The organism is Colwellia sp. C2M11, from assembly GCF_018860915.1.
Classification (GTDB): domain Bacteria; phylum Pseudomonadota; class Gammaproteobacteria; order Enterobacterales; family Alteromonadaceae; genus Colwellia.
Genome location: NZ_JAHKQD010000019.1, coordinates 1 through 26064, shown reverse-complemented (window position 1 = coordinate 26064; position 26064 = coordinate 1). Strand labels below are relative to the sequence as shown.

18 protein-coding genes are annotated in these 26064 nt (G+C 36.5%); 15 read left to right on the top strand and 3 right to left on the bottom strand.

Translation table 11 applies throughout. The features are described from left to right. Positions 1-125 precede the first annotated feature (125 nt). On the top strand, positions 126-1007 hold the full coding sequence (locus KO509_RS06745) for an NAD(P)-dependent oxidoreductase (RefSeq protein ID WP_215972527.1): 882 nt from the start codon (positions 126-128) through the stop codon (positions 1005-1007). Positions 1008-2076: 1069 nt separating this feature from the next. Here the strand turns inward: KO509_RS06745 and KO509_RS06740 are convergent. Next, on the bottom strand, positions 2077-2811 hold the full coding sequence (locus KO509_RS06740; RefSeq protein ID WP_215972526.1) for a FadR/GntR family transcriptional regulator: 735 nt from the start codon (positions 2809-2811) through the stop codon (positions 2077-2079). A 341-nt stretch (positions 2812-3152) separates the two neighbouring features. On the opposite strand from KO509_RS06740, the gene KO509_RS06735 reads away from it, so the two are divergent. From KO509_RS06735 to KO509_RS06710, 6 genes are all read left to right on the top strand, one after another. After that, positions 3153-6446 (top strand): TonB-dependent receptor, encoded by a 3294-nt coding sequence (locus KO509_RS06735; RefSeq protein WP_215972525.1) that lies wholly within the window; start codon positions 3153-3155, stop codon positions 6444-6446. A gap of 94 nt (positions 6447-6540) precedes the next feature. Then, complete coding sequence (locus KO509_RS06730) at positions 6541-8805, top strand: chondroitinase-B domain-containing protein (protein ID WP_252727429.1); 2265 nt, start codon at positions 6541-6543, stop codon at positions 8803-8805. Between the two features lie 12 nt (positions 8806-8817). Next, entirely contained in the window at positions 8818-11070 is a 2253-nt protein-coding gene (locus KO509_RS06725) for a heparinase II/III family protein (RefSeq protein ID WP_215972524.1), read from the top strand. A 12-nt stretch (positions 11071-11082) separates the two neighbouring features. Beyond that, positions 11083-11478 carry a cupin domain-containing protein gene (locus KO509_RS06720; RefSeq protein ID WP_159821326.1) on the top strand — a complete coding sequence of 132 codons (396 nt, stop codon included), beginning with the start codon at positions 11083-11085 and terminating at the stop codon, positions 11476-11478. 2 nt (positions 11479-11480) lie between these two features. Continuing rightward, positions 11481-12779 carry an MFS transporter gene (locus KO509_RS06715; RefSeq protein WP_215972523.1) on the top strand — a complete coding sequence of 433 codons (1299 nt, stop codon included), beginning with the start codon at positions 11481-11483 and terminating at the stop codon, positions 12777-12779. 84 nt (positions 12780-12863) lie between these two features. Further along, positions 12864-13808 (top strand): sugar kinase, encoded by a 945-nt coding sequence (locus tag KO509_RS06710; RefSeq protein ID WP_215972522.1) that lies wholly within the window; start codon positions 12864-12866, stop codon positions 13806-13808. Positions 13809-13885: 77 nt separating this feature from the next. On the opposite strand, the gene KO509_RS06705 is transcribed toward KO509_RS06710, so the two are convergent. Then, positions 13886-14503 (bottom strand): hypothetical protein, encoded by a 618-nt coding sequence (locus KO509_RS06705; RefSeq protein ID WP_215972521.1) that lies wholly within the window; start codon positions 14501-14503, stop codon positions 13886-13888. A gap of 245 nt (positions 14504-14748) precedes the next feature. Here KO509_RS06705 and KO509_RS06700 point away from each other — a divergent pair, with 245 nt between their 5' ends. The 7 genes from KO509_RS06700 (at position 14749) to KO509_RS06670 (ending at position 23891) form a co-directional block, all read left to right on the top strand. Then, positions 14749-15570 carry a M90 family metallopeptidase gene (locus tag KO509_RS06700; protein ID WP_215972520.1) on the top strand — a complete coding sequence of 274 codons (822 nt, stop codon included), beginning with the start codon at positions 14749-14751 and terminating at the stop codon, positions 15568-15570. A 182-nt stretch (positions 15571-15752) separates the two neighbouring features. Further along, the gene (locus tag KO509_RS06695) at positions 15753-17696 is read left to right on the top strand and encodes an AsmA family protein (protein ID WP_215972519.1); all 1944 of its coding nucleotides are present in this window, start codon (positions 15753-15755) and stop codon (positions 17694-17696) included. Between the two features lie 101 nt (positions 17697-17797). Beyond that, positions 17798-18466, top strand: coding sequence for a DsbA family protein (locus KO509_RS06690; protein ID WP_215972518.1), 669 nt, complete (start codon positions 17798-17800; stop codon positions 18464-18466). Positions 18467-18667: 201 nt separating this feature from the next. After that, the gene (locus KO509_RS06685; protein ID WP_215972517.1) at positions 18668-20272 is read left to right on the top strand and encodes an ABC-F family ATPase; all 1605 of its coding nucleotides are present in this window, start codon (positions 18668-18670) and stop codon (positions 20270-20272) included. 4 nt (positions 20273-20276) lie between these two features. After that, a complete protein-coding gene (locus KO509_RS06680) occupies positions 20277-21137 on the top strand; it encodes a PA4780 family RIO1-like protein kinase (protein ID WP_215972516.1) in 861 nt (286 codons plus the stop codon). A 256-nt stretch (positions 21138-21393) separates the two neighbouring features. Next, entirely contained in the window at positions 21394-22518 is a 1125-nt protein-coding gene (locus KO509_RS06675; RefSeq protein WP_215972515.1) for a DUF3083 family protein, read from the top strand. Positions 22519-22730: 212 nt separating this feature from the next. Further along, the gene (locus KO509_RS06670; protein ID WP_215972514.1) at positions 22731-23891 is read left to right on the top strand and encodes an AraC family transcriptional regulator; all 1161 of its coding nucleotides are present in this window, start codon (positions 22731-22733) and stop codon (positions 23889-23891) included. Positions 23892-23974: 83 nt separating this feature from the next. On the opposite strand, the gene KO509_RS06665 is transcribed toward KO509_RS06670, so the two are convergent. Continuing rightward, the gene (locus tag KO509_RS06665; protein WP_215972552.1) at positions 23975-24685 is read right to left on the bottom strand and encodes a DUF642 domain-containing protein; all 711 of its coding nucleotides are present in this window, start codon (positions 24683-24685) and stop codon (positions 23975-23977) included. 234 nt (positions 24686-24919) lie between these two features. On the opposite strand from KO509_RS06665, the gene KO509_RS06660 reads away from it, so the two are divergent. After that, positions 24920-25666, top strand: coding sequence for an AsmA family protein (locus KO509_RS06660; RefSeq protein WP_215972513.1), 747 nt, complete (start codon positions 24920-24922; stop codon positions 25664-25666). Positions 25667-26064: the final 398 nt, after the last annotated feature.

The following is a 26064-nucleotide window of genomic DNA, read 5'->3' as shown; positions in this document are numbered from 1 at the left end:
CACTTTTGGTTTGCACAATAGATTCTAATCAAAGTTGTTATTTGGTTTTAGATTAAATAGTAATCTGAGTTTAGGTGAAGAGTTTCACACTCAGATAAACATAAAAATATTTTTAGGAGTTAGATATGACAAAACCTACTATAGGTTTCATCGGCCTTGGCCTTATGGGCGGCAACATGGTTGAAAACTTACAAAAACGTGGTTTTCAAGTAAACGTTATGGATCTTAACCAAGCTGCTGTTGATGCGGTACTTGCTCGTGGTAATGCTACGCAATTTACTTCTGCTAAAGAATTAGCTGCTGCTAGTGATGTAGTTGAATTTTGTCTTACAACTTCAGCTGTTGTTGAAAAAATTGTATATGGTGAAGATGGTGTTTTAGCTGGTATGAAAGAAGGTTCAACTTTGATTGACTTCGGTACTTCTATCCCAGCATCAACAATTAAAATTGGTGCAGCCCTTGCTGAAAAAGGCATTGGTATGATCGACGCTCCTTTAGGTCGTACTCCTGCACACGCTAAAGATGGTTTGTTAAACATCATGGCAGCTGGTGATATTGATACTTTTAATAAAGTTAAACCTTTACTAGAAGAGCAAGGTGAGAATGTATTCCATCTTGGTAAATTAGGTGCTGGTCATACAACTAAGTTAATTAATAACTTTATGGGTATGACAACTGTTACAGCGATGTCACAAGCTTTTGCTATAGCAAAACTTGCTGGTGTTGACGGTCAACAATTGTTTGACATTATGTCTGCAGGTCCATCTAACTCGCCATTCATGCAGTTCTGTAAGTTTTATGCAGTAGATGGTGAAGAGAAATTAGGTTTCTCTGTTGCAAACGCAAATAAAGATCTTGGTTACTTTAATCAAATGGTTGCTGATCTTGGTAGTGAGTCTTTAATCGCTCAAGGTACTTCTGCAAACCTACAGGCAGCTGTTGATGCAGGCCTTGGTCAAAATGATGTGCCAGTAATTTTTGATTACTTTTCTAAATTAGAGAAGTAATTAGCGATATTTAGCAAAGTAATTTTGATGGGATAGTAGCTTGTATTACTATCTTTTAGCCTCTCATCTGAGAGGCTTTTTTTTGTCTAAAACAACCTACTTTTTAAATATTTTTAGTTATCCTCAATATTTAGTTATCCTTAATAATAAGCCATTCTGAATGATCACCGTCATCCTGAACTTGATTCAGGATCTCAAGTTTTATGCTGCTTTACGAGGAAGATTCCGTATTAAGTGACCAACGGAATGACAGGGGAAGGGCAACGGAGTGACGACGAATGTCGCCTGTTCTTATTAGGCGAATAAATTCGCCCCTACGGTGATGTCGGTCACCTTCGCCTAACAATGTTTTTTTAGGGCGTATGTAGGGGCGACTTCAGTCGCCTGTTATTATTATTAGGCGAATAAATTCGCCCCTACAGTGATGTCGAACACCTTCGTCTAACAATATTTTTTGTTAGGGCGTGTGTAGGGGCGACTTCAGTCGCCTGTTCTCATTAGGCGAATAAATTCGCCCCTACGGTGAGGTCGATCACCTTCGTCTAACAATATTTTTTTAGGGCGTATGTAGGATGAATGTAGGGCGTATGTAGGATGAATGTAGGGCGTATGTAGGGTGAATGTAGGGGCGACTTCAGTCGCCTGTTCTTATTAGGCGAATAAATTCGCCCCTACGGTGATGTCGAACACCTTCGCCTAACAATGTTTTTTTAGGGCGTATGTAGGGCGTATGTAGAGGCGAATAAATTCGCCCCTACGGTGATGTCGATCACCTTCGTCTAACAATGTTTTTTGTTAGGGCGTATGTAGGATGAATGTAGGGCATATGTAGGATGAATGTAGGGCGTATGTAGGGGCGACTTCAGTCGTCATTCTGAACTTGATTCAGGATCTCAAGCGTTATGCTTCGTAGTGTATGGATTCGCTATCCTACGTACTATTCAACCACACGCATGGGATTCCGTATTAAGTGACCAACGGAATGACGTGTTTAAAACTTCAAAGGTAAATAAAGAGAGAAAAGAGTTGCCGGCATAGGTAATTACCGGCAGAACTGATAAATTATACTTTAGATACTGGCAGCGTTAGGTATCGAATAGAGGCCACGTTGCTCACTGTTTTTGCGCTTTATTTCTTCTAATGCTTTAGTTTCAGCTGCATCAAATAGTGTATTAATAAGACGGTTGAAATGCCCATGCATTGCTTGGCGTGCTTCTGTTGAGTTACCTGATTCTAATGCATGATAAATAGCTTTATGTTCAGCTAGTGTCTGTTCATTATCGCGACTACAAACACTATTATAATCATCAATAATAGCAGGTGTAGAAGAGCGTAGATCCCATAAATTTTTAACTGATAAAATCATGGCAGCATTACGAGTACTCTTCGCTATAATGCTGTGAAATTCTTCATCAGCAGCAGCAATGTTTTTCTCGTTTTCCATATCAACGAGTGTTTTATATAGCTGTTTTAATTCAGGTTCTGTTATCGTCGTTGCGGCAATAGCAGCAACTTCACCTTCAATAAGTGCACGGGCTTGAGTTACCTCAAATGCATTTACTTTTTCAGCAGCACCAGCAATATTATCAGACTCAAGTACATAAACACCGGATCCTGTTTTTACTTCAATACGGCCTCTTACTTCTAACGCAATAATAGCTTCTCTGATAGTTGGTCTACTAACATCAAAAGTTTGAGCGAGTTCTCGTTCTGGCGGTAAACGACTTCCGGCAGAATAAGTGCCCGAGTCTATAGATTTTTCTATGTTTTCGACAATACGCCAAAACAGCCTGCGATTGCTCATAATGATTCCTTAACAAAAATTATAATGACTCATAAGAGTTATCTGTCCCGTTATGATAGCGATTTATATGGCTTTTGGCAAAAGCAAATCGGTAATTATTTAACAGTATTTGTTATTTTTGGTATAAAAAAGCGAGAAAGTTACTAATAGTATTGGTATTACATGCTTTAATATTTGTAATTGAATTGGTAAGTTAAGTTGGTAAAGTAAACTGGTTGACACAAAGGGTGTTAATTGGTTATATTTAAATTGATTGCAAACTAATATAATCAGAAAAAATAGTAGCAAAAACTTATAAAATAAAACACATGAAACAAATAAGCCATTAGGGGAGATTAAAGGTGGAATTAAATAAAATCAGCTCGGCTCTTAAAGCTAGTAATATAGTAAATAACAGAGGGAAAGCCGCATTACTTACATCTGCTTTTCTGACATTACTTAGTGCACCAGCTTTTTCTGAAGAAGCTCAGGCAATAGAACAAAATAAAGCTACTAGCGCAGCTGAAGCCACAAAGAAATCTGCTAACATTGAGGTGATTGAAGTCACAGGAATGCGTGGAACTATGACGCGTTCACTTAGTGAAAAAAAGCATAATTCGGCAATTGTAGATGCTATTGCTGCCGCAGATTTTGGTGATTTACCTGGTCTTTCTTTATCTGATGTAATTGAAAATGTATCAGGCGCTTCAGGTCACCGTTTAAAAGGTAGCCAAAATGAAATTTCAATTCGTGGCTTAGGCTCTTATTGGGGCTACTCAACCTTCAATGGTCGTACTATCACTAATGCTGGTGCTGGCCGTGCTGTTAATTTTAAAAAATTCCCGTCTAATTTAGTTGATAAAGTTACCATTTATAAATCGCAACAAGCGAATTTAGTTGAAGGTGGTACTTCAGGTACTATCGATGTTGGCTCTCTTCGTGCAGTCGATTACGGAAAAAGTAAAACCACGGTAGAAGCACAAGCTGATTACAATGACTATTATACTGCGGCTGATAATCAGTCAGCGTGGGGTAATAAGTTCACTATTTCAACAGTACATAGCTTTGAAACTGATTCTTTTGGAGCAATGGGTTTTAGTTTAGGTTATGTCGAAAGTAACTCTGCTAACCCAGAAGAAAATTATGGTACAAGCTCAACATTAGCTGCTTGTAGCTTTAGGGCTGCAGATGGTTCACCGCTTACCACTAATAATGGTGATAATGAGCGTTGTGGTGATCGTGACTTAAATAGCAGTAACAATAACTTGCCTGATAATGACTCTATGGTAAGTCCTGGTCGTTCAGCTGATTTGGTAACTTTAGGTCCAAATGCTGATCCTGAAAGATTTGGTGTTAATGGTGCAGATCACTTAGCTAAATTTGATCCAGATTCAATCTTTTTTATTCCAGATGATTCATATTGGCGTACAGGTACTGATAAAGATGAACGTCGTAATATCGTTGGTACTTTTCAGTGGGTTCCTAATGATAAATGGGATATTAACTTCGATTATGCATACTCGCATTTAGAGTATACTGAAGATCGTATGGAGTTAGCCCAGGAGCGTGGCAAAAATTTAAATGTTGATACCTTAATTATTGGCGATAACGGCACTTTACTTTATGAAGAAGGCGAAGGTAAGTTAACGCTACAAGGTGAAAATCGTAATCAAGTGGATAAATACGATGGTTACGGTCTTAATATTGATTTCACACCAAATGACAACTTAGTATTATCGTTTGATGCTTCTTATTCAAAATCTTACCGTTACCGCTTACGCCAACGTGCCAAGTTCCGTCATGAATCAACAACAGCTTATTCATTAGATTCAAGAGGCACTGTACCTAAATTATATCTTGGTGATAATGAGCAAATTGAAAATGCTAATTTCTTCTATAAAGCTGAAGGTGGTGAGTTAGTTCGTAATACCGATTATGCTGGTGCTGCATTTGACGTCAGTGATATGGCGAGCTTTGTTGGCTCTGATGGTGGTGCTTATTTAGAGTATGGCCGTGAAAATGATGAGCGTGAAGATGATATTTGGGCTGTGAAGTTCGATACTCAATATTCTTTTGATGATTACAAAGTTATTTCATCTATAGAAATGGGCGTTCGTTATTCAAGTGAGCATTTATATGATTATTCAGAAATAGCTACCGCGTTAGAAGTCGATACCGGAGAACGTCGTCCTATTGATGATAACTGGAATTCAGATGATCATGTAGATAGAGATGGCGCTAATAACGACTTTGATAGTTTATATCCTGAAGAGCATGCTGAAGCAACTGCTAGAGCACAAGCTTGTGGTGATAATGGTCATAGTCTTGAAGGTTTCTTTGGCTCTGAAGGTGGCGCTGCCGATGCAGGTAACTTCTTAACTTTTGATTCTCAATGTATAATCGGTGCGTATTTAGGGCAAGTAGGTTTTAATACCCCTGAAGGCAATAATCCTGATGTTGGCTTTTATGATATCGGTGAAAACCCGAATCAAATTGATGGTCAGTTAGTTGATGTTACAGAAAAAACCGCTGCTGTATACATGATGGCAAATTTAGACACTGAATTTGCAGGATTACCGGTAACTGGTAATGTAGGTGTACGTTATGTACGTACAGATACTGATTCTAAATCTTGGGGCGAAAAACCAATTCTAACGCAAACATTTAATGAAGATGGTGTTGAGCAATGGAGCTATTCTTTCGAAACGGCTCAGTTGTTTTTAGATGATTCATATGATGAGTGGTTACCAAGTTTAAACCTTACTTTTCATTTAAATGATGAGTGGTTACTAAGAACAGCAGCGTATCGTTCAATGTCACGTTTTGCTTTGAATGCTATGTCAGCAGGTCAAACAATTACTGATTGTAACTCTGCAGATACGAGTGAGAGTGCTCAATGTGGTGGTTATGACGAGCAAGTAGTTAGTGCGACAGCTCAAGGTAACATGATGAAACCATTTACCGCGAATAACTTTGATTTATCGTTAGAGTGGTACCCAAGTCTTGATATGGCTGTTACTTTAGCCGGTTACTGGAAGAACTTTACTGGTGGCACTAATTTAGTGATAGAAAACCGTGTACCAACAGTAACAACTGTAAGTGCTGATGGTACAACGAATGAAGTAGAATATTCACAGTCGATCCCTTATAGCGTAAACCAAGTCTCAGATGATGAATCGACAATTAAAGGCTTTGAATTAACCTTCCAAAAGCATTTCTCTGAATTACCAGGTGTTCTTAGTGGTATTGGTATAAAAGGTGCGTGGAACCATGCCATTTCTGACTTTAGAACGGAAGAGCCGGCAAACTGGGGAATTAGCCCAGATGCAAACATTATGGGGTTCTCTAAAAATGTTGCATCAGGCTCAATCTACTGGGAAGGTGATAACTTATCTATGCGTTTAATGTATAAATATCGTTCACGCTATTTCCAACCAAATAATTTACCTTTCCCTCACAAAAGTCACCGTTGGGTCGAGGATAGTGATTATTTAGATGCGGCTATTAAGTATAAAATTAGTAGCAATGTCTCAGTATCATTAAAAGCACTAAACTTGTTAGAAGAAGCACAAGTTATGACTCGTGGAACAGGAACAGTCTCTGATTATTCTTATTCTGGTCGTAAATTCTTCTTTGGCGTAAAAGCAAGCTTTTAAGCCTAATCTATAAATATATCTAGTAAAAATGGAGTTCTCTTTGCGTTAGGTAATTGAGAACTCTACATTTTAAGCTCTAGTTTTTGAGGTAGTTATGAACAAGTCTAAACATTTCCCACGTGTTATTTTTTCAACTTTAGTGATCTTAAGCACTGTTTTTTGTCAACAAATTATGGCGAAATCATGGGTTGTTAAATCGCAAGTTGAATATAAAAGTGCGCTTGATAAGTTATCACCAGGTGATGAAATAATTTTGTCTAATGGTACTTGGAATAATTTTGAAATTCTATTTGAAGGTGAAGGAACGAAAGAAGAACCGATCACGCTCAAAGCAGAAACCAAAGGTAAAGTTTTTCTTACTGGTCAATCTAATTTGAGATTAGCGGGAAAGCATTTAGTTGTTAAAGGTTTGGTGTTTAAAGATGGTTATACACCAAGCAACTCAGTTATCGCATTTAGAAGTACTAAAGATAACTTGGCCTACCATTCACGTGTAAGTGAAGTGGTTATTGACCACTATAACAATCCGGATAAAAGTGAATCAGATTATTGGGTAGCTTTGTACGGTAAGCACAATCGTTTTGATCATAGTCACCTTGAAGGAAAACAAAATAAAGGTGTAACAGTCGCTGTACGTCTTGATAGCGAAGAAAGCCAAGAAAACCATCATAAAATTGATCACAATTACTTTGGCCCTCGCCCTATCTTTGGCTCTAATGGTGGTGAAACATTACGTATCGGTACAAGCCATTATTCGTTATCCAATTCATTTACTGTCGTTGAAAATAACTATTTTGACCGCTGTGATGGTGAAGTAGAAATTATCTCAATTAAATCAGCACAAAACACGATTCGTAATAACGTGTTTTTTGAATCAAGAGGGACATTAACGCTACGTCATGGTGATGGTAACTTAATTGAAGAAAACGTGTTTTTTGGTAATGGTGTTGATCATACTGGCGGTATTCGTGTCATTAATAAAAATCAAATTGTTAGAAATAATTACCTTGAAGGCTTAACTGGTTATCGCTTTGGTAGTGGTTTTACGGTAATGAATGGTGTTCCTAACTCTAAGATTAATCGATACCATCAAGTGAATAATGCACTAGTAGAAAATAACAGTTTTATTAATGTTGATCATTTGCAATTAGCAGCAGGTAGTGATGCAGAAAGAACGGCAGTACCAATTAACTCTACAATGCAAAATAACTTAATTTTCAATGAGAATGGTCAACAACCTTTTACGTTATTTGATGATGTAAGTGGTATTGCTTTTAAAGGGAATATTGCTAATACCCTAGTGGATGAAAAAATTGCATCAGGCGTTAAACAAGAAAAAATCGCGCTAGCACGTGCTGACAACGGTTTACTTTACCCTGTCAATAAAGCACTTGCGGCTAAAGGAGCTAAAAAGTCTCTAACACCAACGTTAAAGTCGGCAACAGGTCCTAGCTGGTATGCTAAAAATGAAGCATTAGTAGCTTTTGATTCAGGAAAAATCGTACAAGTTAAAGATGAAGCTGATGCTTTATTTAATGCCGTATTAGTTGCCAATGAAGGTGATGTACTTGTATTGGCCGATGGTCAGTATGATGTAAGAAAAATGATCGACGTAAATAAAACGTTAACGATTAAAGCAAAAAATAAAGGTAAAGTAACAATAACTTTCCAGCGCTCAACGTTATTTCAAATTTCTAATGGCGGTAGTTTAACACTCGATGGCTTAAATATTAGTGGCATGAATAGCCCTGATGCTGCAGGTAATACGTTAATTCGTACGCAGAAATGGGGTATGGTTGATAATTACCGTTTTGTTTTACGTAATAGTAATATTAGTGCACTTGATACTAACCATTCATTTCATTTCTTTGATTCAGGTAAAGGTGCTTTTGCAGACTATATTGAGTTAACCGATAATAACTTTACACAGGTTACTGGTGATATTCTTCGCTTAAATAAAGAAATTGAAGACCTAGGTATTTATAACACTGAGTATGCCATTTTAAAGAATAACACCTTTAAAAATGTCGATGGGGCTTTAGTTAACTTATATCGTGGCGGTACTGATGAAAGTACATTTGGTCCTCACCTAGAAATGACAAACAACAAGATAGAAAATAGTGGTAAAGGAAAACGTAATAAGTCTGCTGCAAGTCTTTATTTACATGGCGTACAAGTTGTAAATATCGACACTAATACTTTTAAAAACTCAGCGCCTATTATTATTGAACATACTGTTGGCGAACCTAAAACGTTGATTAAAACCAATACGTTTAACAACACGACTTCACCTAGCGTACAAGAGTTACACGCTAAAGGCCCACATACTGCAGTGTTAGTTAATAACAAGCAATTATAATAAGAGAAACCTATGTCTATATTTTCTAAAGTATTAAATGTAAGACCAGTAGTGTCTGTGTCGAAGAGTTGGATAGTAGCATTGGTTGTGTTAGCAAGTGTTAGTGTTAACTCGTTAGCTATTGCCAAAACAAGTCCTAACTTAGTGATAACTACAGCTGATGTTGAAAAAATGCGTACAGCTATTACTCAAGAAGGGCAGTTTAAGCGCACTTTTACCGCTAAAAAATCTTCTGTGGATGAACAAATAAAGCAAGAGATAACGATACCGTTACCAAAAGATGGTGGTGGTGGTTATACCCACGAGCGTCATAAAACAAACTACAAGTTAATGTATGATGCTGGTGTGATGTATCAATTAACAGAAGATAAAAAATACGCTAATTATGTGCGTGATATGTTACTTGGTTATGCACAGCTATACCCTACGTTACCACCACATCCAAAAAGAAAAATAGGTAAACAAAACCCAGGTAAATTGTTTTGGCAAAGTTTAAATGAAGCTGTTTGGTTGGTTTATACCAGCCAAGCTTACGATTTGATTTTGGCTACGTTATCAACAGATGAAAAAGCAAAAATTGAAGCTGGACTATTTCGTCCTATCGTAAAGTTTCTTTCGGTAGATTCACCTGAAACATTTAACAAAGTACATAATCACGGTACATGGACTACAACGGCCGTGGGTATGACAGGTTATGTTTTAGACGAGCCAGAATGGGTTGAACAAGCGCTTTATGGTTTAGATAAATCAGGAACAGGTGGTTTTTTAAGGCAGTTAGATGAGTTGTTCTCACCACAAGGTTATTACAATGAAGGTCCTTATTATCAACGTTATGCCTTAATGCCGTTTGTTACTTTTGCGAAAGTAATACAAACCAATCAACCTGAACGTAAAATATTTGAATACCGAGACGGAATCGTATTAAAAGCAATTGATACAACGATACAGCTAAGTTATAACAAATTGTTTTTTCCTATTAATGACGCAATTAAAAGTAAAGGCATAGACACTATTGAGTTAGTGAATGGTGTTGCGGTTGCTTACGGTTTAACAGGTGATGCAAGTTTACTTGATATTGCTAAACAACAAGATCAAATTTTATTAACCGGTGACGGTTTGAAAGTTGCTCAAGCGCTTGATAATAAATTAGAAAAACCATATAAATTTAATTCAGTTGCCTTCGGTGATGGTAATGACGGTAATGATGGTGCGTTAGTTATTATGCGTCAAAATGTCGGTGGCGAACAAGCTGTTTTATTTAAGCCTGCTGCGCAAGGGTTAGGTCACGGTCATTTTGATAAGTTAACTTGGCAGTTTTACGATAGAGGTGAAGAGATTGTTTCAGACTATGGTGCAGCTCGTTTCTTAAACGTTGAAGCTAAATATGGTGGTCGTTACTTACCTGAAAACCTAACTTGGGCTAAACAAACTATTGCTCATAATACTGTTGTTGTTGATGAAAAATCACACTTCAATGGTGTGACAGAAGTGGGTAATGCTAATCACCCTGAACTAGTGTTCTTTGCTAAGAATGATAACGTAACTATTAGCTCAGCATTGATTGATAGTGCTTATGAAGGCGTCTCGTTAAAACGTACTATCGCTTTGATAAATATTCCGAGTGATAAAGCTCAAGATTTATCACTGGTTGTAGATATATTTGATGTAAACTCAAAGAATAAACATCAGTACGACCTACCTTTACATTACAAAGGTCATTTAATTAGTACTAACTTTGATCTAAATACTCAGTTAACCAGTTTGCCTGCATTAGGTAAAGAAAATGGCTATCAACACTTATGGTTAAAAGCTCAAGCACAACCTAAAGCTGGTCTAGCTCAAATTACTTGGTTAAATGATAATGGGCGATTCTATACAAATTCATCTATTATGGATGGTGATGCATCATTTATGTTTACTCAAATTGGTGCGAACGACCCATTCTTTAATTTACGTAATGAAAATGCGTTTATTAACCGTAAGGTTAAAGCGAACAACCATACTTTTGTTAATGTATTAGAGCCTCATGGAGAATATAACCCATCGAAAGAGTTCACTATAGGTGCGGTAAGTCAGCTTCAAAGATTATCACATAAAAAAGACAACAATATTGATGTTGTTGAAATTGGTTTTTCAGGTAACAGACATTACTTATTAGCGTTCAATTCAGCTGAAACAGTAAAGAAAGACCATAAAAATGCATTTACATATAACGGCAAAAAATATGAGTTTAATGGCCGTTTTGAATTATTAAAAATTAAATAGTAGGGGAAAAAAATGAGCAAAGGTGAAGTTTTTACATTTGGTAATGAAGCAGAAATTGAAGACATTGGCGGTGGACTAAAGCGTCAAATGTTAGGTTATAACCATGAATTAATGGCCGTTAAAATTTGGTTCGCTGAAGGCGCAATTGGTTACAACCATGCTCATAGACATTCACAAGTTACTTATATTGTTGAAGGTGAATTTCACTTTAATATTAATGGTGTAACTAAGATATTAAAAGCGGGTGATAGTTGTTTCATGGCACCTTACGATGATCACGGTGCAACGTCTCCTACAGGTGGTATTTTGATTGATACATTCAGTCCGCCACGTGAAGATTTTTTACCTGAAGGCACATTTGATAATTTAGATATTGAAAAAGCCAACAGCAAACCGGTAGGGAAATAGGTATGAAATTAAAAAACCTACGTTGGTGGGTAATTACTTTAATTGCCCTAGCCACAGTAATTAATTATATCGATCGCTCAGCACTTAGTGTGTTATGGCCTGATATTGTTGAGGAATTATTTCCTGATGAGTCGGCTTTAGAGCGTAAACAAATTTATGCAAACATCTCTATTGTTTTCATTTTATCTTACGCTTTTGGTCAAGCGATCTTTGGCAAAATATTTGACTGGGTAGGAACAAGATTAGGTTTTGTCTTGTCTATTGGTATTTGGTCTTTGGCAACAGCCGCGCATGCTATGGCACAAGGGGTACTTAGTTTTAGTATCTTCCGTGCAATATTAGGTGTCGCTGAAGCAGGAAACTGGCCAGGGGCAGCTAAAAGTAATGCTGATTGGTTTCCTACTAAAGAACGTGCCTTAGCGCAGGGAATTTTTAATTCAGGTGCCGCTATTGGTGGTATTATTGCTATTCCTTTAATTGCTTATTTAACCGTATTTTTTAGTTGGCAGATGGTTTTTGTTGTTATTGGTTTAGTCGGTCTATTGTGGCTTATTCCTTGGATAATATTAGTGAAAGCGCCACCAAAAAATCATCCTTGGATCACTGACGAAGAACGCGAGTATATTCTAACAGGTCAAAAAACTGTTGATTCTGAAGGTATATGTGATGAAAACGAATACAACCCATCAACAGCTGAATTACTTTCTCGTAAAGAAAGCTGGGGCGTGATCATCGCTTCTGCAGCAATCGATCCTATTTGGTGGTTATTCGTTTTTTGGATTCCTATTTACTTGAATGAAGTTTATGGCATGGACGTTAAATCTATTGGTATCTATGGTTGGGTGCCGTACGTTGGTGCTATGTTTGGTGCTTGGTTTGGTGGTCTTCTTGCGCAAAATCGTATCAAGGCTGGCTGGACTACAGATAAGACACGTAAATTGACGATCACTTTAGGTTGTCTAATTATGTTACCAGCATTGTTAGCAATGGCTAATCCTGGTGGACCAACGATGGCTGTTATTATTATGGCTGTAATTTTATTTGGTTTCCAAACAACTATTGGTAATGTGCAAACACTGCCTAGTGACTTATTTGGTAAAAAAGCCGTTGGTACGCTTTCTGGTTTCTCTGGTATGGCAGCTAAGTTAGGCGCTTTAGGATTAACCGCTCTTGTACCTATTTTAACGGCTGATGGTAATTATACCCCAGCATTTGTTATTGGTGCATCGTTAGCGATTATTGCCATTGCTGCTGTTTGGATTCTTATCCCCAAAATTGAACCGCTTAAAAGCAATAAGTAATTGAGTTATTAAGTAATTAATTTATACTGATTCCAATAAGAGAATCAGTATAAATTTAGTTTAAATAAGAATAAGGCTTTATAAATGAAAAACATTTTTTTATTCGGTGAGTGTATGATTGAGCTGATGACAGCTTCGCAAGAAAAGTCATCAAGTACCATTAAACAGTCATTTGCCGGTGATGTTTTTAATACAGCAGTTTATTTAAAGCGTACTTTTAGTGATATAAAAGTAAACTTGGTAACCGCTGTTGGAAAAGATAATTTTAGCCAAAAAATGGTTCAATATTTTGAAGATGAGCAAATTGGAACGGATTTAGTTTTTCAATCAGAAACTAAAATACCAGGCTTATATTCAATTCAACTTGATGATAAAGGTGAACGCAGCTTTACCTATTGGCGCAATGATTCTGCGGCTCGCCAGGTTATGCAGCATATCGATGATCAAGCAATAAGCCAGTTATCAGAAGGGGATATGTTCTTCTTTTCAGGTATTTCTTTAGCGGTTGTTGAACCTGAAGCACGTGCTGATTTTTGGTCTATGATAGAAAAATTAAAATCTGCCGATGTTAAGATTGTTTTTGATCCAAATTATCGAGCTAGAATGTGGGATACACCTGGACAAGCGAAAGAGCAATTTGAATTAGCTTTTAGTGCAGCAGATGTTTTATTGCCAGGAGTTGACGATTTTGAGCAACTTTATGGTATGACAACATCGCAAGAGGTTTATGATTTTTGTAAACCGTATCAGTTTGATGAGTTAATCATCAAAAATGGTGAAATGGGGATTATTTGTTATTTAGGCGATCTTGCTTATGAGTTCTTTATCACCCCTGTTGATAACGTAGTTGATACAACGTCTGCTGGTGATTCATTTAATGGTGTTTACCTTGGTGCAAGAGCTAATGGTTTAAGCCTTAGTGAAGCGATAGAGCTTGCTTCTAAGTCGGCTGCATTTGTGATTCAGCATCATGGTGCTATTGTTGAGCCTAATGCTTATCAAGCGTTCATTACAGATTTGCTTAACTAACTCAGGCGATAATTGATTGCAGTGAAGAAACGGGGCTAAAATAATTTTATTTTAGCCCCGTTTTTTTATAACTATTATTAATCTTTATAGCCCCAAGGTGCAGCAGGCGGAGTGACCGGTTTAGTTAAATCAAAATCGACTCTAAACTCTCTGCCATCCCTGATCAATCTATACGTAAACTGGCTTGGATAAATAAACATTTGCCATGTATTACCTACTGATTGAGGAATACCTTGCTTTACAAAAAGCTCTTTAGAGTATTGGTCAGCAGGGAATGATTGCACTTCAGCCCAACCAGCGTCTATTGTATGACCACCATACATGGTTGAAACATCATTAGTGCCATCTTTGTGACGATGATCGTGCTTTAACGATAAACCCGAACCTGTTTTCGTGATAATCCAAGTTCTTGAAGCGTCGTCGCCAACATGAAATGGTATTTGAAGCTGAGAATCAGTACATTTTCGTACATGCATAATGAGTTTTTTATTGGCAAAACTATCGCTGTTTGAGTTATCTTCAGTCACTTTTCCTTCAAACGCTTGTCCACAATATTGGCTAATATTAGTGAAATAGTCATCATGAGACTTGATTGAAACAAGCGGTGCTTCTGTTACATTGGCAAGAGCGCTTTGCTGTACTAATACTAGTGTAAACGTCGCTTTTAGTAATGATTTTCCTAATTTTATAAACATAATTTATTCCTTTTAATTCATACAAGTGAGCTACTATAAAGAATCGATTCTATAACAACAAGTGCTTTTGAATGTGGGATTTTGCTCACTGAATGACTGTCGACTTATTAGTCCTTATTATTGTTGCACTTCAAACTTGAAACTAAGGGGCAGCTTTATTATTAAACTTAATTAATGACTGGTCTGCTTGATATTTAGCTCTTTTGTACCAATCTCATAATAAAACCATTCATTGACTTTTTATTATGCTGTCTTATTTATTACCAATCTTTATTGGTGTCTTGCTTATAGGTTACTCAGTTGGTAAACCTTATTGGCGCAATTATCAACGTAGTAGAATAGCTAGCATGCCATTTAAAAAAGAGTGGCGAAAAGTCATCCAGAAAAGAATGCCTTATTTCAGACAGATGCCTGCTGACTTGCAGTTACAACTTAAGCAACATATTCAGGTGTTTTTAGCTGAAAAAAACTTTATTGGCTGTAATGGCATTCAAATAACAGATGAGATCAGAGTAACGGTTGCAGCTCAAGCTTGTTTATTGTTACTTAATAGAAAAACTAATTTTTATCCTAAACTACAAACAATACTTGTTTACCCTCGTGCTTTTGTTAAAAATCAACAAAGTAAAGATGCGAGTGGCGTACAATTTACGCAAAAAACAGTGTTAGCGGGTGAGTCATGGGACTACGGTAAAGTTGTTCTATCTTGGCAAGATACTCTTGATGGTGCCAAAGTACCTGATGATGGTCATAACGTTGTGATTCATGAATTTGCACATCAATTAGATCAAGAAAATGGCCGTGCGAATGGTGCTCCTATTCTAGAAAAAGGTCAAAATTACCAGTGTTGGTCTGATGTTTTTTCGGCACAATTTGAGCAATTGAAAAGCAATGTAGCCACTGGTACGCCTTCACTTTTTGATTATTATGGCGCAACAAATCCCGCAGAATTTTTTGCTGTGGCCAGTGAAGTGTTTTTTGAAAAAGCGCAACAGTTCCATGCTGAGCATCCAAAACTATACCAACAATTAAAGCAGTATTATCAAGTAGATCCTATCCACTGGTAATCGTTTTTACAATACATTGTTAAGAAGCTTACTAGATTCAGAAGATAACTATTTAATAATTAATGCTTAAATTAATCGTAATACTTTATTTCATTTTAATCGCTGACTTCCATACACATGTTTACTATAGTAGTAGCAATTTGATTAAATTTATTTCTAACTCAGCGAGAATTATATAAATTATGCGAATATTTATAAAAATAATAACCATCATTATAGCTATTATGGTTTTATTAGTTGTAGCTGCGACACAACTAATATCGACAGAAGATATTGTTAAACAAATGAGTATAAAAGTAGAAGAATCAACGGGTCGTACTTTGTCAGTAGATGGAGAAAAATCATTAAGTTTCTTCCCGTCATTATCTTTGGTGCTTAATGATGTACGTTTTGCTAATGCTCCTGAGGGATCAAGGCCTGATATGGCAACACTTGACCAGTTAAATATTCATATACCTTGGTTATCAATATTCTCTGGGGAACTAAATGTAGATAAGTTTGTTATTGTTAATCCTAATATTTTGTTAGAAACATCAGCGAAAGGAAAAGCTAATTGGCAATTTGATATTGCTGATAATAATGCGAGTGAACCAAGTGTAAGCAAAGAGCAGACTACAGACGTTGCATTGCCTGACAATTTTGATATTAGCCTTGGGCAAGTTGAAGTTCAAGGTGGTAAGCTCACTATGGTAGATCATCAAAATAATACAACACAAACAATTGAACAGCTAGATCTGGCGGTATTATTACCTTCTTTAAGGCAACCGCTTAATTTATCAGGTAGTGTTCGCTATATGGATAAAGTATTTGAACTTGAATCAAGTATAACCACACCTGCTAAAGCGATTAATAACCAACCATTTACCATTAAACTGGCGTTATTATCTGAGCTTGCCAATGTGAACTATGAAGGTGAAATAAAAGCACAAGGTCAGGATATTAGCGGAAAACTATCAATTGCAGGTGATTCAGTTAAAGCCTTATTACAGTGGCAAGGTATGCCATTGGCAGCTAAAGAAGAGGCATTTAATCAATTCTCTTTAGCGACCAGTATGCATTTTGCTAGTAATAAGCTCACGCTAAATGATATCGCGGTTGAGCTTGATAAATTAGCTTTTACCGGATTGGTTGATATAACATTATCTGAGCCCTTAACAGTTAATGGGGCTATTGATTTAGGTATATTAGACCTTAACCCATACTTGCCTGAAAGCGCCTTAGCTGAACAAGCGACGACTACTAATGATACAGCCGAAGTTAAGAGTGAACCCTTAGTGTGGGATGACAGTGAGATTGACTTATCTGCCTTAGGTTTAATTAATAGCGATATAACGATTCAATCGCGTCAACTTTTTGTACAAGATATCAAGTTAGGTGAGAATAAGTTATCGGTTAAAACACATAACGCAAAAGCGACCATTAACCTAATAGACTTTCAAGGATATCAAGGACAAGGCTCAGGTGTGATAGAAGTTTTAGCGAATAAAAAACCTTATCAAATCTCCACTAAATTCGAATTAGCAAATATCAATGCAGAGCCATTACTTACCGATGCAATTGGTTTTGATAAGTTATTAGGTAAAGGGCAATTAGCTTGGAATTTATCTACTAAAGGCGTTAGCCAGCGAGATTTTATTAACCAGCTTAATGGTGAACTTAATTTTAGTTTTATTGACGGTGCGGTGAAAGGTGTTAACTTAGCCGCGATTGCTAAAAGTGCGACAAATATTATGTCGGGTAACTTAGCCGCGGTCAGTTTAGATAGCGATTTTAGTAATGCAGAAAAAACTGATTTTGCGGCGTTACAAGGAGATTTTATATTAACTGACGGGATAGCTAAGACCGAGAGTTTATCCTTAAACAATCCTTTTATTCGCGTGTCAGGTACGGGTGATATTGATTTACCAAACACCAAAGTTAGCATGCAAGTTATTACTGAAATGGTGGCCTCTGTTCAAGGACAAGCGGCACAAGACTCAAGTTCAGGTATTAAAATCCCGATTAAAATTTCTGGCCCATTTCATGATGTGAAAGTACGCCCTGATATTAGTTCAGAAGCAAAAGAGAAGGTAAAAGACAAAGTTAAAGATAAAGTTAAAGATAAACTAAACAAGTTATTTGGTTAATTATCTATTTTCACTTACAGCACTAACCCTAGTTATAACGCTTTTGCTGTAAGTGAATAATCACACAATCAATTTGGTATTAAGCTGTTATGAGCACAACAATGAACACTATCTTATATTATATTCACGATCCAATGTGTAGTTGGTGTTGGGGATATCGTCCAGTTTGGAACGCTTTGAAGCTTAATTTACCTGAATCCATTCAAGTAGAATATGTTGTTGGCGGCTTAGCGCCAGACTCTAACACGCCAATGCCTGCTGAGCAGCAAAAGATGATTGAAGCGCATTGGCACACCATTGAAAAAAAATTGGGCACTGAGTTTAATTTTGATTTTTGGCGCAATAATACGCCGCGTCGCTCTACATATAATGCTTGTCGAGCGGTTATTGCTGCGCATAATCAAGGCTATCAATTGCAAATGATTGAAGCGATCCAAAAAGGGTATTATTTACGAGCTTTAAATCCTTCAGATAGTGATATTTTAATAGATTTAGCAAGGGAGTTATCTTTACAAGAGTTACCCACAAAAGGAGGCACTAGAGACGGTAAATCGTCAATAATTTCCTTTGATTTATCGCGTTTTACGCGAGATTTCCAATCAGAAGAAACTCAGCAAACTTTACTCAATCAAATTCAGTTTGCGAGAACATTAACCAATCAAGGTTTTCCTTCGCTTGTACTTGAATATGGTGGTGCGCGATATCAGGTTCCTATTAATTATCAAGACTATCACGCCACTTTAGCAACGATTAATAACGTGCTTGCTTAATAGGGGATTCGCTTTTGATTTAACAATAAAAATGAAAATAAAGTCATTTTTGAGTGCGAAGGCGAAAAAACAACCAATTAAATTCAATATAGTGTATAGACTGCAAGGATATTGCTGTATAATACGCGACCTTATTATTTGGACTCTGCTTGTTATTTTAATCGGCATTCTATCTCTGTTGGCACTACCTAGGAACTTCTTTTGATCACTACATCTAACATTACAATGCAATTTGGCGCAGAGCCTTTATTTGAAAACATATCGGCTAAATTTGGCAATGGTAACCGCTACGGTTTAATTGGTGCAAATGGCTGCGGAAAATCTACTTTTATGAAAATATTAAGTGGTGAGTTAACGCCAAGCTCTGGTAATGTGTCTGTGAGCACTGGCCACAAAGTAAGCACTTTGGGACAAGATCAGTTTGCTTTTGAAGAAAACAACGTGATTGATACTGTAATCATGGGTGACGCTCCTTTATGGAAAGTAAAACAAGAAAGAGATGCTATTTACGCACAAGCTGAAATGAGCGAAGCAGACGGTATGCGCGCTGGCGAATTAGAGAGTGAATTTGCCGAAATGGATGGTTACACTGCTGAAAGTCGTGCGGGTGAAATTTTATTAGAAGCTGGAATTGAAGAGTCTTTCCATTTTGGCTCGATGCAACAAGTTGCGCCAGGTTGGAAGTTACGTGTATTACTTGCTCAAGCATTGTTCGCAAACCCTGATATTTTGTTACTTGATGAGCCAACCAACAACTTGGATATTCATACCATTAGCTGGTTAGAAGGTGAATTAAACAAACGTAAATGTACTATGATTATTATTTCACATGATCGTCACTTTCTTAATTCAGTATGCACGCACATGGCTGATATTGATTATGGTGAATTACGTATTTATCCAGGTAATTATGAATTCTTCTTAGAGCAGTCTAGCTTATTACGTGAACAGTTATTATCAGGTAATGATAAAAAAGCAGCTGAAATAGCTGAATTACAAGACTTTGTTAACCGTTTTGGTGCTAACGCGTCAAAAGCGAAGCAAGCAAGTTCTCGTGCTAAGAAGATGGATAAAATAAAGTTAGATGATGTTAAGTCATCAAGTCGTATAACGCCTAAAATAGCTTTTGCTCCAGGTAAAAAAATGCACCGTCAAGCGTTAGAACTTGAAGAGTTAGCTCATGGTTTTGAAGGTGAAAATTTATTTAGCAACGGTAATTTATTATTAGAAGCCGGTGCTAAATTAGCTATTATTGGTGAAAACGGCGTAGGAAAAACTACGTTATTGCGCTGTTTAATGGGGGAGTTAGCGCAAAAAGAAGGCGTTGTTAAATGGTCTGAAAATGCTTCTGTAGGTTATTGCCCGCAAGATAGTAGCTCATTTTTTGATAATGACTTAACATTAATGGATTGGATGTCGCAGTGGCGTAGGCCTTGTCATAACGATTTAAGTGTACGTGGTATGTTAGGTCGCATGTTATTTACTGATGATGACGCAAATAAAAAAGCACGTAACTGTTCTGGTGGTGAAAAAAATCGTTTGTTATTTGGTAAATTGATGATGGCTGATATTAATGTACTGATTATGGATGAGCCTACTAACCATATGGACATTGAAGCGATTGATGCATTAAATAATGCGTTAAAAGATTTTGAAGGTACGTTAATTTTTGTTAGCCATGACCGTGAATTTGTTTCAAGTTTGGCAACACGTATTATCGATATTAAAGATAAAAAATTAGTTAGTTTTGAAGGTTCTTTAGACGAGTATCTTGCTAACCAGTTAAATAATCAAAAGGTTGCTTAAGGTTTTGAAAACTCCCAAGCGTATTCAGCCACTTGTTGATGATGGCTTAGTAGACGAAGTTATTAATCAGTTAATGAGTGGTAAAGAAGCGACTGTTTTCATGGTGCGTTGTGGCGATGAAATTCGCTGTGCTAAAGTTTATAAAGAAGCTAATAAACGTAGTTTTAAAAAAGCAGCTCAATACCAAGAAGGCAGGAAAAGTCGGAACAGTAGACGTGCTAGAGCTATGGAAAAAGGCTCTAAGTACGGTCGTAACCAACAAGAAGAAGCATGGCAAAATGCTGAAGTTGATGCACTCTACACATTGGCAGAAGCTGGTGTTAGGGTGCCACACCCTTTCGGTTGTTTTGATGGGGTTTTGTTGATGGAGCTTATCACTGATGAAGCGGGTGATGTAGCACCACGATTAAATGATGTGGTTATGTCAAAAGAGCAAGCGATAGAAGACCATCAATTAGTGATGATTTATGTTTTACGCATGTTATGTGCTGGTATTGTTCATGGTGATTTATCAGAGTTTAATGTCTTAGTTGATGAATATGGTCCGGTGATTATTGATTTACCACAAGCGGTAGATGCGTCGGCAAATAATAATGCTAAAGCAATGTTAATACGTGATGTAGAAAACATGACTAATTATTATGGTCAATTTGCTCCTGAGTTATTATTAAGCAAATACGCACAAGAAATGTGGGCTTTATACGAAAGCGGTGAATTAACATTTGAGACTCAGCTAACGGGACTCTTTCAAGAAAGTGAAGTGTCTGCTGATGTCGATAACGTAATTGAAGAAATAAAAGCGGCGTTTCTTGAAGAGCAAGATCGTATACAACGGATAGCTGAAGCAAATGAAGTTGATGAGTAATTTGTAGTAATCATTAGTATAAAGCAATCAATAGAACATCAGACTGAACATATCAAGACGTATTATCAATGATACGTCTTACTATACCTGCCGATATTATTTATATTTTTGGAGTAATTTAACAACAAAAGTAACATTAGTATTATTTTTTATTGTATGATAATGACAGAAAAATAAACAAGTAAAGGAAGGAAAGCACAAGAAAACGTTAGATTTTTGATGTGCTTTACTATTATTAGTGTGTTGGGGAGGAAAAATGAGAAGAGCTTCATCTATTTTAAAAAAACATCGTGCCGGCGAGCGCGTTTATTTACCAAATGATTCACGTGATAATCAATATATCTTAGCTGAAATACCGCTGACAGATAGCTTAATTGAGAAAATTAGCGGCACAATTGATGAAACGTTAGCGAAACCCTATCAACGTTTTTACCAAACGTTATCTCATAAAATTTTTGGTGTTGTTGAAAAATATGATTTATCACATGTTAACTTTGTCGCAAACAATCGCTTAGTACGCGTAAGATATAGTGGTGAGCAGAGAGTATTGCATACCGAGCAGCAATCATATTTCTTTTATTGTCCGCAGCATAACAGCACTTTTAAAGGTTATTACGACGGTGCAGTGCGTGTAAGAAAGATAAAAGTATTATTTTTAGCAACAGGTGAAGAACTAAGAAGTAATGCAGGTAAATTTCATAATACTGTTTATCAGGCGGTGAAAGAAATTTCTACTACCCTTGGCTTACCCGAAAATGAAATTAAATTACGCGATCATCAGCATTTAACCTTTGACGTGTTTGCAAAAGAAAAAGGCGCTAGTAATACCCTTAGCCATACCTTCAGAGAAATAGCAGAACGCTATGAAAGTCAAAATCAAAATATTGATAGCAACCATACCTCCATTACTTATGCGATTGCTAGTATACCTATGGCACGTCGTTTATTGAAAGGAACAGATATTGATTATTTGTCTGACTCGCCTTTCACTGAGCTTTATCAAAAAATTGAACAAGCTTTTAAAAACTCATGTAATAGCAACAAAATTAATCAAGCGGCACTTATTGCTAACGGTGTTTCTCCTTTTGTACGTTACGATGAAAGTGAAGTCGCAGAAATTAGAGGTGAGTTAATTTCTATTGGTATTAACCCCAATAATTCAGAAACTCGTTTCTGTATACACTGGGACGCAGATAAATTAGTTGATACCTTGCGTATTGTTTTCATTGCCGATAAAAGTGATGAAACGCATAATAACTATGGTAAGTTTGTGAACCAAACAATTAGCGCAGTGAAAGCTTTTGCTGATGAAGTTAATTGGAAAAAAGAAAGCGACGATATTATGATACGTATACATCAGCATCTTATGTTGCAAGTGTAATCATCATTAAACTATAACTGCCATAATTTATTAATTGCTATAACTTATTAATTACTAGAGTTGATTAATAACTAGACTTAATTAATCTATGTGCATTACTAGTATCATTTAACCCAGTGTTTTATTTAAACACTGGGTTTTTGCTTTTTATGACTATCCAACGTAGAGTGTATTACACACCATTTATCGTTAAATTATAGATGCCGTACGAGATGAATGAATTAGAACACTCGCTCCCCTTAACAGAAGCTGTTAATACTTTATTAGATGAGAGTGAAGTACCAGCCTCGCTAACATTAGAACAATGTTCTTCATTACTGGCAATGAGTATGACTTCTTTTCGCCGTAAACTTGCCCAAGAAGAGACGAGCTATAAACTTATCCAGAGTAAGTTTTTGAATGAACTTTGCGTAAGCACTTTGTTAACGAAAAAAATTAAGATTGATGATTTAGCTATTAAGTTGGGTTATTCCGAACGAGCTACTTTTGAGCGTGCTTTTCGGCAAAAATTTGGCGTAACGCCATCGCAATTTCGAGTAGTATCGTTAGTTGATAATGACTGTAGTTGTCATAAAAAACTGATAGAGATTGCGGAAGATATCCCTCCAATGTCAAGTAGTTGTAAGGAGTTGCTGGATGCAAAAGAAAGTGATGAGCTGGACGTTCAAAAAACGGTAGAAATTGTTAGTAAAGATGCTATTTTTTCTGCTCGTATTATGGGCCTTGCCAGTAAAGCGATATACGGAAAAACACCTAATAACCTTTCTGAAGCTATTAGTCGAAATTTAGGTATTAATACGGTTATTAATGTTGCCATTATTTATGCGGTGAAGGACGCGTTACAAGATAATGTAGATCCTATTATTATTGAGCAATACAGCGAAATATTTTTAATTGCGCCTAAGTTTTTTCAACTTATTCGTAAGTCGTTAAGCTCAGCAGTTGAATTTGATATCCCTTTAACAGAGCAAGTATTAACGTTTGCCCTGCTAGGCGTATTTTTACTTGCGCATAAAAGTGCCTATAAACATGAATTGATGCTGTATTCCTTGCGTGGTATTTCTGATCTACAGTCGCTTAACTGTCATCTTAGGGAGTTAATGCAGATTAGTATTTACTCGTCATCATCATTAATGTTGTCAATGTGGCATATTGATGTCAGTTTAGTTAAACAACTAAACCATATAGAAAAAATTAGTCAGGTAAATGGAAAGCGAAGTGAGCAAGATGAATTGGTATTATTTATGTTGTCGTGTTTGTATTTTTCTGCAACTGGCCATGAAGACTTTAGTGAGCTGTCAGACAAGGCGGAACTATTAAATATTAAAGGTTTTGCTGATATTAAAGAACAAGTATTTGATTGTTCTTTATAGTGTGTTTATTTAAGATTATGAGCTTCCTCAGTCAATAGACAGAAGGGGGTGCTATTCACTGAGAAAGTCATAAAATTCGCGTTTTAACTTGCTTTTTGTTTACGTACTACTAAGAAAGCAAGTGCTGTTAAAAAAAGAGCGATCATAGATGGCTCAGGCACAGCTGTTGATTGTTTTAAAGATACATTGTCGATTAAACCACCTAATGTATTTTGTATACCAGAAGAGCCAAAACTTAAATTCATTGACTCAGCTTCTGCTGTAAACAATATAGATTGTAGGGCCCAATCAGGTGTTAAACTTACCGTACTGTCGGCAACTAAAACAGCATCAATATCTATACTAAAGTCTTTAGCGGCGTCATACCAAAACACATTAATACCATTGTCATTAAGAATATTGGTTCTAGGCTTGTAATAAAATTCTAATAGATAATTTTGACCTACTGTTAATGCATTGATGGTTTGGGTCATAACTGAATTAGAGGTACCTGCATGTGAATCTAGCTCTACGTGATTTGAACCATCTTGTGATTGGCTAATGATACCTTTTTGTAACTCTATGCCACTGCCACCGGAAGTGGTCCATCCTGGTAAACTAGAAAAGACATCCCATATGCCATTAGCGCTATCGTATGTTTGTAAATCGGTATTGAAAATAGTGCCCGACACGACAGAGTTATCATCATAAGTTGTTTGCTCAAAACTACCATTAGTAATTAATGACGCATTTGCAAGTGAAGTTAAACAAGTAAAAGAAAGTGTTAATACTATTTTATTTATAAATTTAGACATAGCGTTATTATCTCGTTGGCGTTGATTGATGTAGTCAGTATAGAGAAGTATAAATATTGAAAATATGGCTTAACTGTCCAATTGTTTAAAATATGATAATTAAGCTGCTTGCTCTACTTTAGCTATGACTTATACTGAATTTATTTAATCTTGGTTAGACAGAGATTGATTGAATGTTCTTTATCTCATAAGTTATCATTTGTTTAATTATTATTATGTAAGAGTGTTTAAGTTATGAAAAAATTGATTTTATTGGTAGGTGTTTTGGTGTTAATTGCGGGTGGCGCTTTTATCTTTTTAAGCGGTGATGCGATTAATGCGTTAATTAAAACAAAAATTGAGCAGGTAGGCTCAGACGTGACGGAACAATCAGTAACCGTTAATCGAGTTGACATGAAGTTATTAAAAGGGGCTGGTACCATTAATGGCTTAGTGTTAGCTAATCCGTCAAGTTATAGTGCTCCCTCAGTTTTTTCTTTAAATGAGATAACCTTAGACATTAACCTGAAAAGTTTAGGGACAGATCTTATTGTTATTGATCAAATTATTATTGATAAGCCTGAAGCCGTTGTAGAGTTTACCGAAAATGGTAATGCTAATATTAAAGATTTATTAGCGGCTATTAAGAAAAATACTGCAAGTGATAATACTGCAGTAGAGTCAGAATCAGAGCAAGCTGAACCAATAATTCGAGTAAATAAATTTGTCTTAGCGGGAGTTTCTTTAACGGTTGATTTGACAAAACTTGGTAATAAATCACACCAAGCAATATTAGCTGATATTCAGTTAAGTAATATTGGCGGTGAATCTGGTATGCCAGCCAGTCAGTTAGGTGCTGAATTGGTAAAACAAGCGTTATCATCTATTTGGCAGCAAGCTAAGGCAGAGCAAGCGGATATATTAAAAGAAGAAGCTAAAGATAAAATAAAAGAGAAAGCTAAAGAAAAGCTTGGCGGACTTCTTGATAAGCTTAATGGTTAAACTAGTCATTTATCCCAGGCTTATTATTTTATAAAGACAATGATTCTTTAAATAATGGGGATATAATACCGATGTTATTGAGGTGTATTGTGAACAGGCGACTGAAGTCGCCCCTACTACAAAACACCCAATGCAAGAATTGGTTATCATCATCGTAGGGGCGAATTTATTCGCCTAATAATGTAGGTATAACATAATACCTATGTTATTGAGGTGTATTGTGAACAGGCGACTGAAGTCGCCCCTACAAAAACGTCCTACGAAATAATTGATTATCACCATCGTAGGGGCGAATTTATTCGCCAAATACAGAAAACGTCCTACGCAAGAATTGATTATCATCACCGTAGGGGCGAATTTATTCGCCTAATAATGGGATATAACATAATACCTATGTT

Coding starts and splice junctions, on each gene's coding strand:
- KO509_RS06665 (WP_215972552.1), bottom strand. CDS start 24,685: ATGTCTAAATTTATAAATAAAATAGTATTAACACTTTCTTTTACTTGT.
- KO509_RS06720 (WP_159821326.1), top strand. CDS start 11,083: ATGAGCAAAGGTGAAGTTTTTACATTTGGTAATGAAGCAGAAATTGAA.
- KO509_RS06715 (WP_215972523.1), top strand. CDS start 11,481: ATGAAATTAAAAAACCTACGTTGGTGGGTAATTACTTTAATTGCCCTA.
- KO509_RS06670 (WP_215972514.1), top strand. CDS start 22,731: ATGAATGAATTAGAACACTCGCTCCCCTTAACAGAAGCTGTTAATACT.
- KO509_RS06660 (WP_215972513.1), top strand. CDS start 24,920: ATGAAAAAATTGATTTTATTGGTAGGTGTTTTGGTGTTAATTGCGGGT.
- KO509_RS06710 (WP_215972522.1), top strand. CDS start 12,864: ATGAAAAACATTTTTTTATTCGGTGAGTGTATGATTGAGCTGATGACA.
- KO509_RS06695 (WP_215972519.1), top strand. CDS start 15,753: ATGCGAATATTTATAAAAATAATAACCATCATTATAGCTATTATGGTT.
- KO509_RS06740 (WP_215972526.1), bottom strand. CDS start 2,811: ATGAGCAATCGCAGGCTGTTTTGGCGTATTGTCGAAAACATAGAAAAA.
- KO509_RS06700 (WP_215972520.1), top strand. CDS start 14,749: ATGCTGTCTTATTTATTACCAATCTTTATTGGTGTCTTGCTTATAGGT.
- KO509_RS06690 (WP_215972518.1), top strand. CDS start 17,798: ATGAACACTATCTTATATTATATTCACGATCCAATGTGTAGTTGGTGT.
- KO509_RS06725 (WP_215972524.1), top strand. CDS start 8,818: ATGTCTATATTTTCTAAAGTATTAAATGTAAGACCAGTAGTGTCTGTG.
- KO509_RS06675 (WP_215972515.1), top strand. CDS start 21,394: ATGAGAAGAGCTTCATCTATTTTAAAAAAACATCGTGCCGGCGAGCGC.
- KO509_RS06745 (WP_215972527.1), top strand. CDS start 126: ATGACAAAACCTACTATAGGTTTCATCGGCCTTGGCCTTATGGGCGGC.
- KO509_RS06705 (WP_215972521.1), bottom strand. CDS start 14,503: ATGTTTATAAAATTAGGAAAATCATTACTAAAAGCGACGTTTACACTA.
- KO509_RS06730 (WP_252727429.1), top strand. CDS start 6,541: ATGAACAAGTCTAAACATTTCCCACGTGTTATTTTTTCAACTTTAGTG.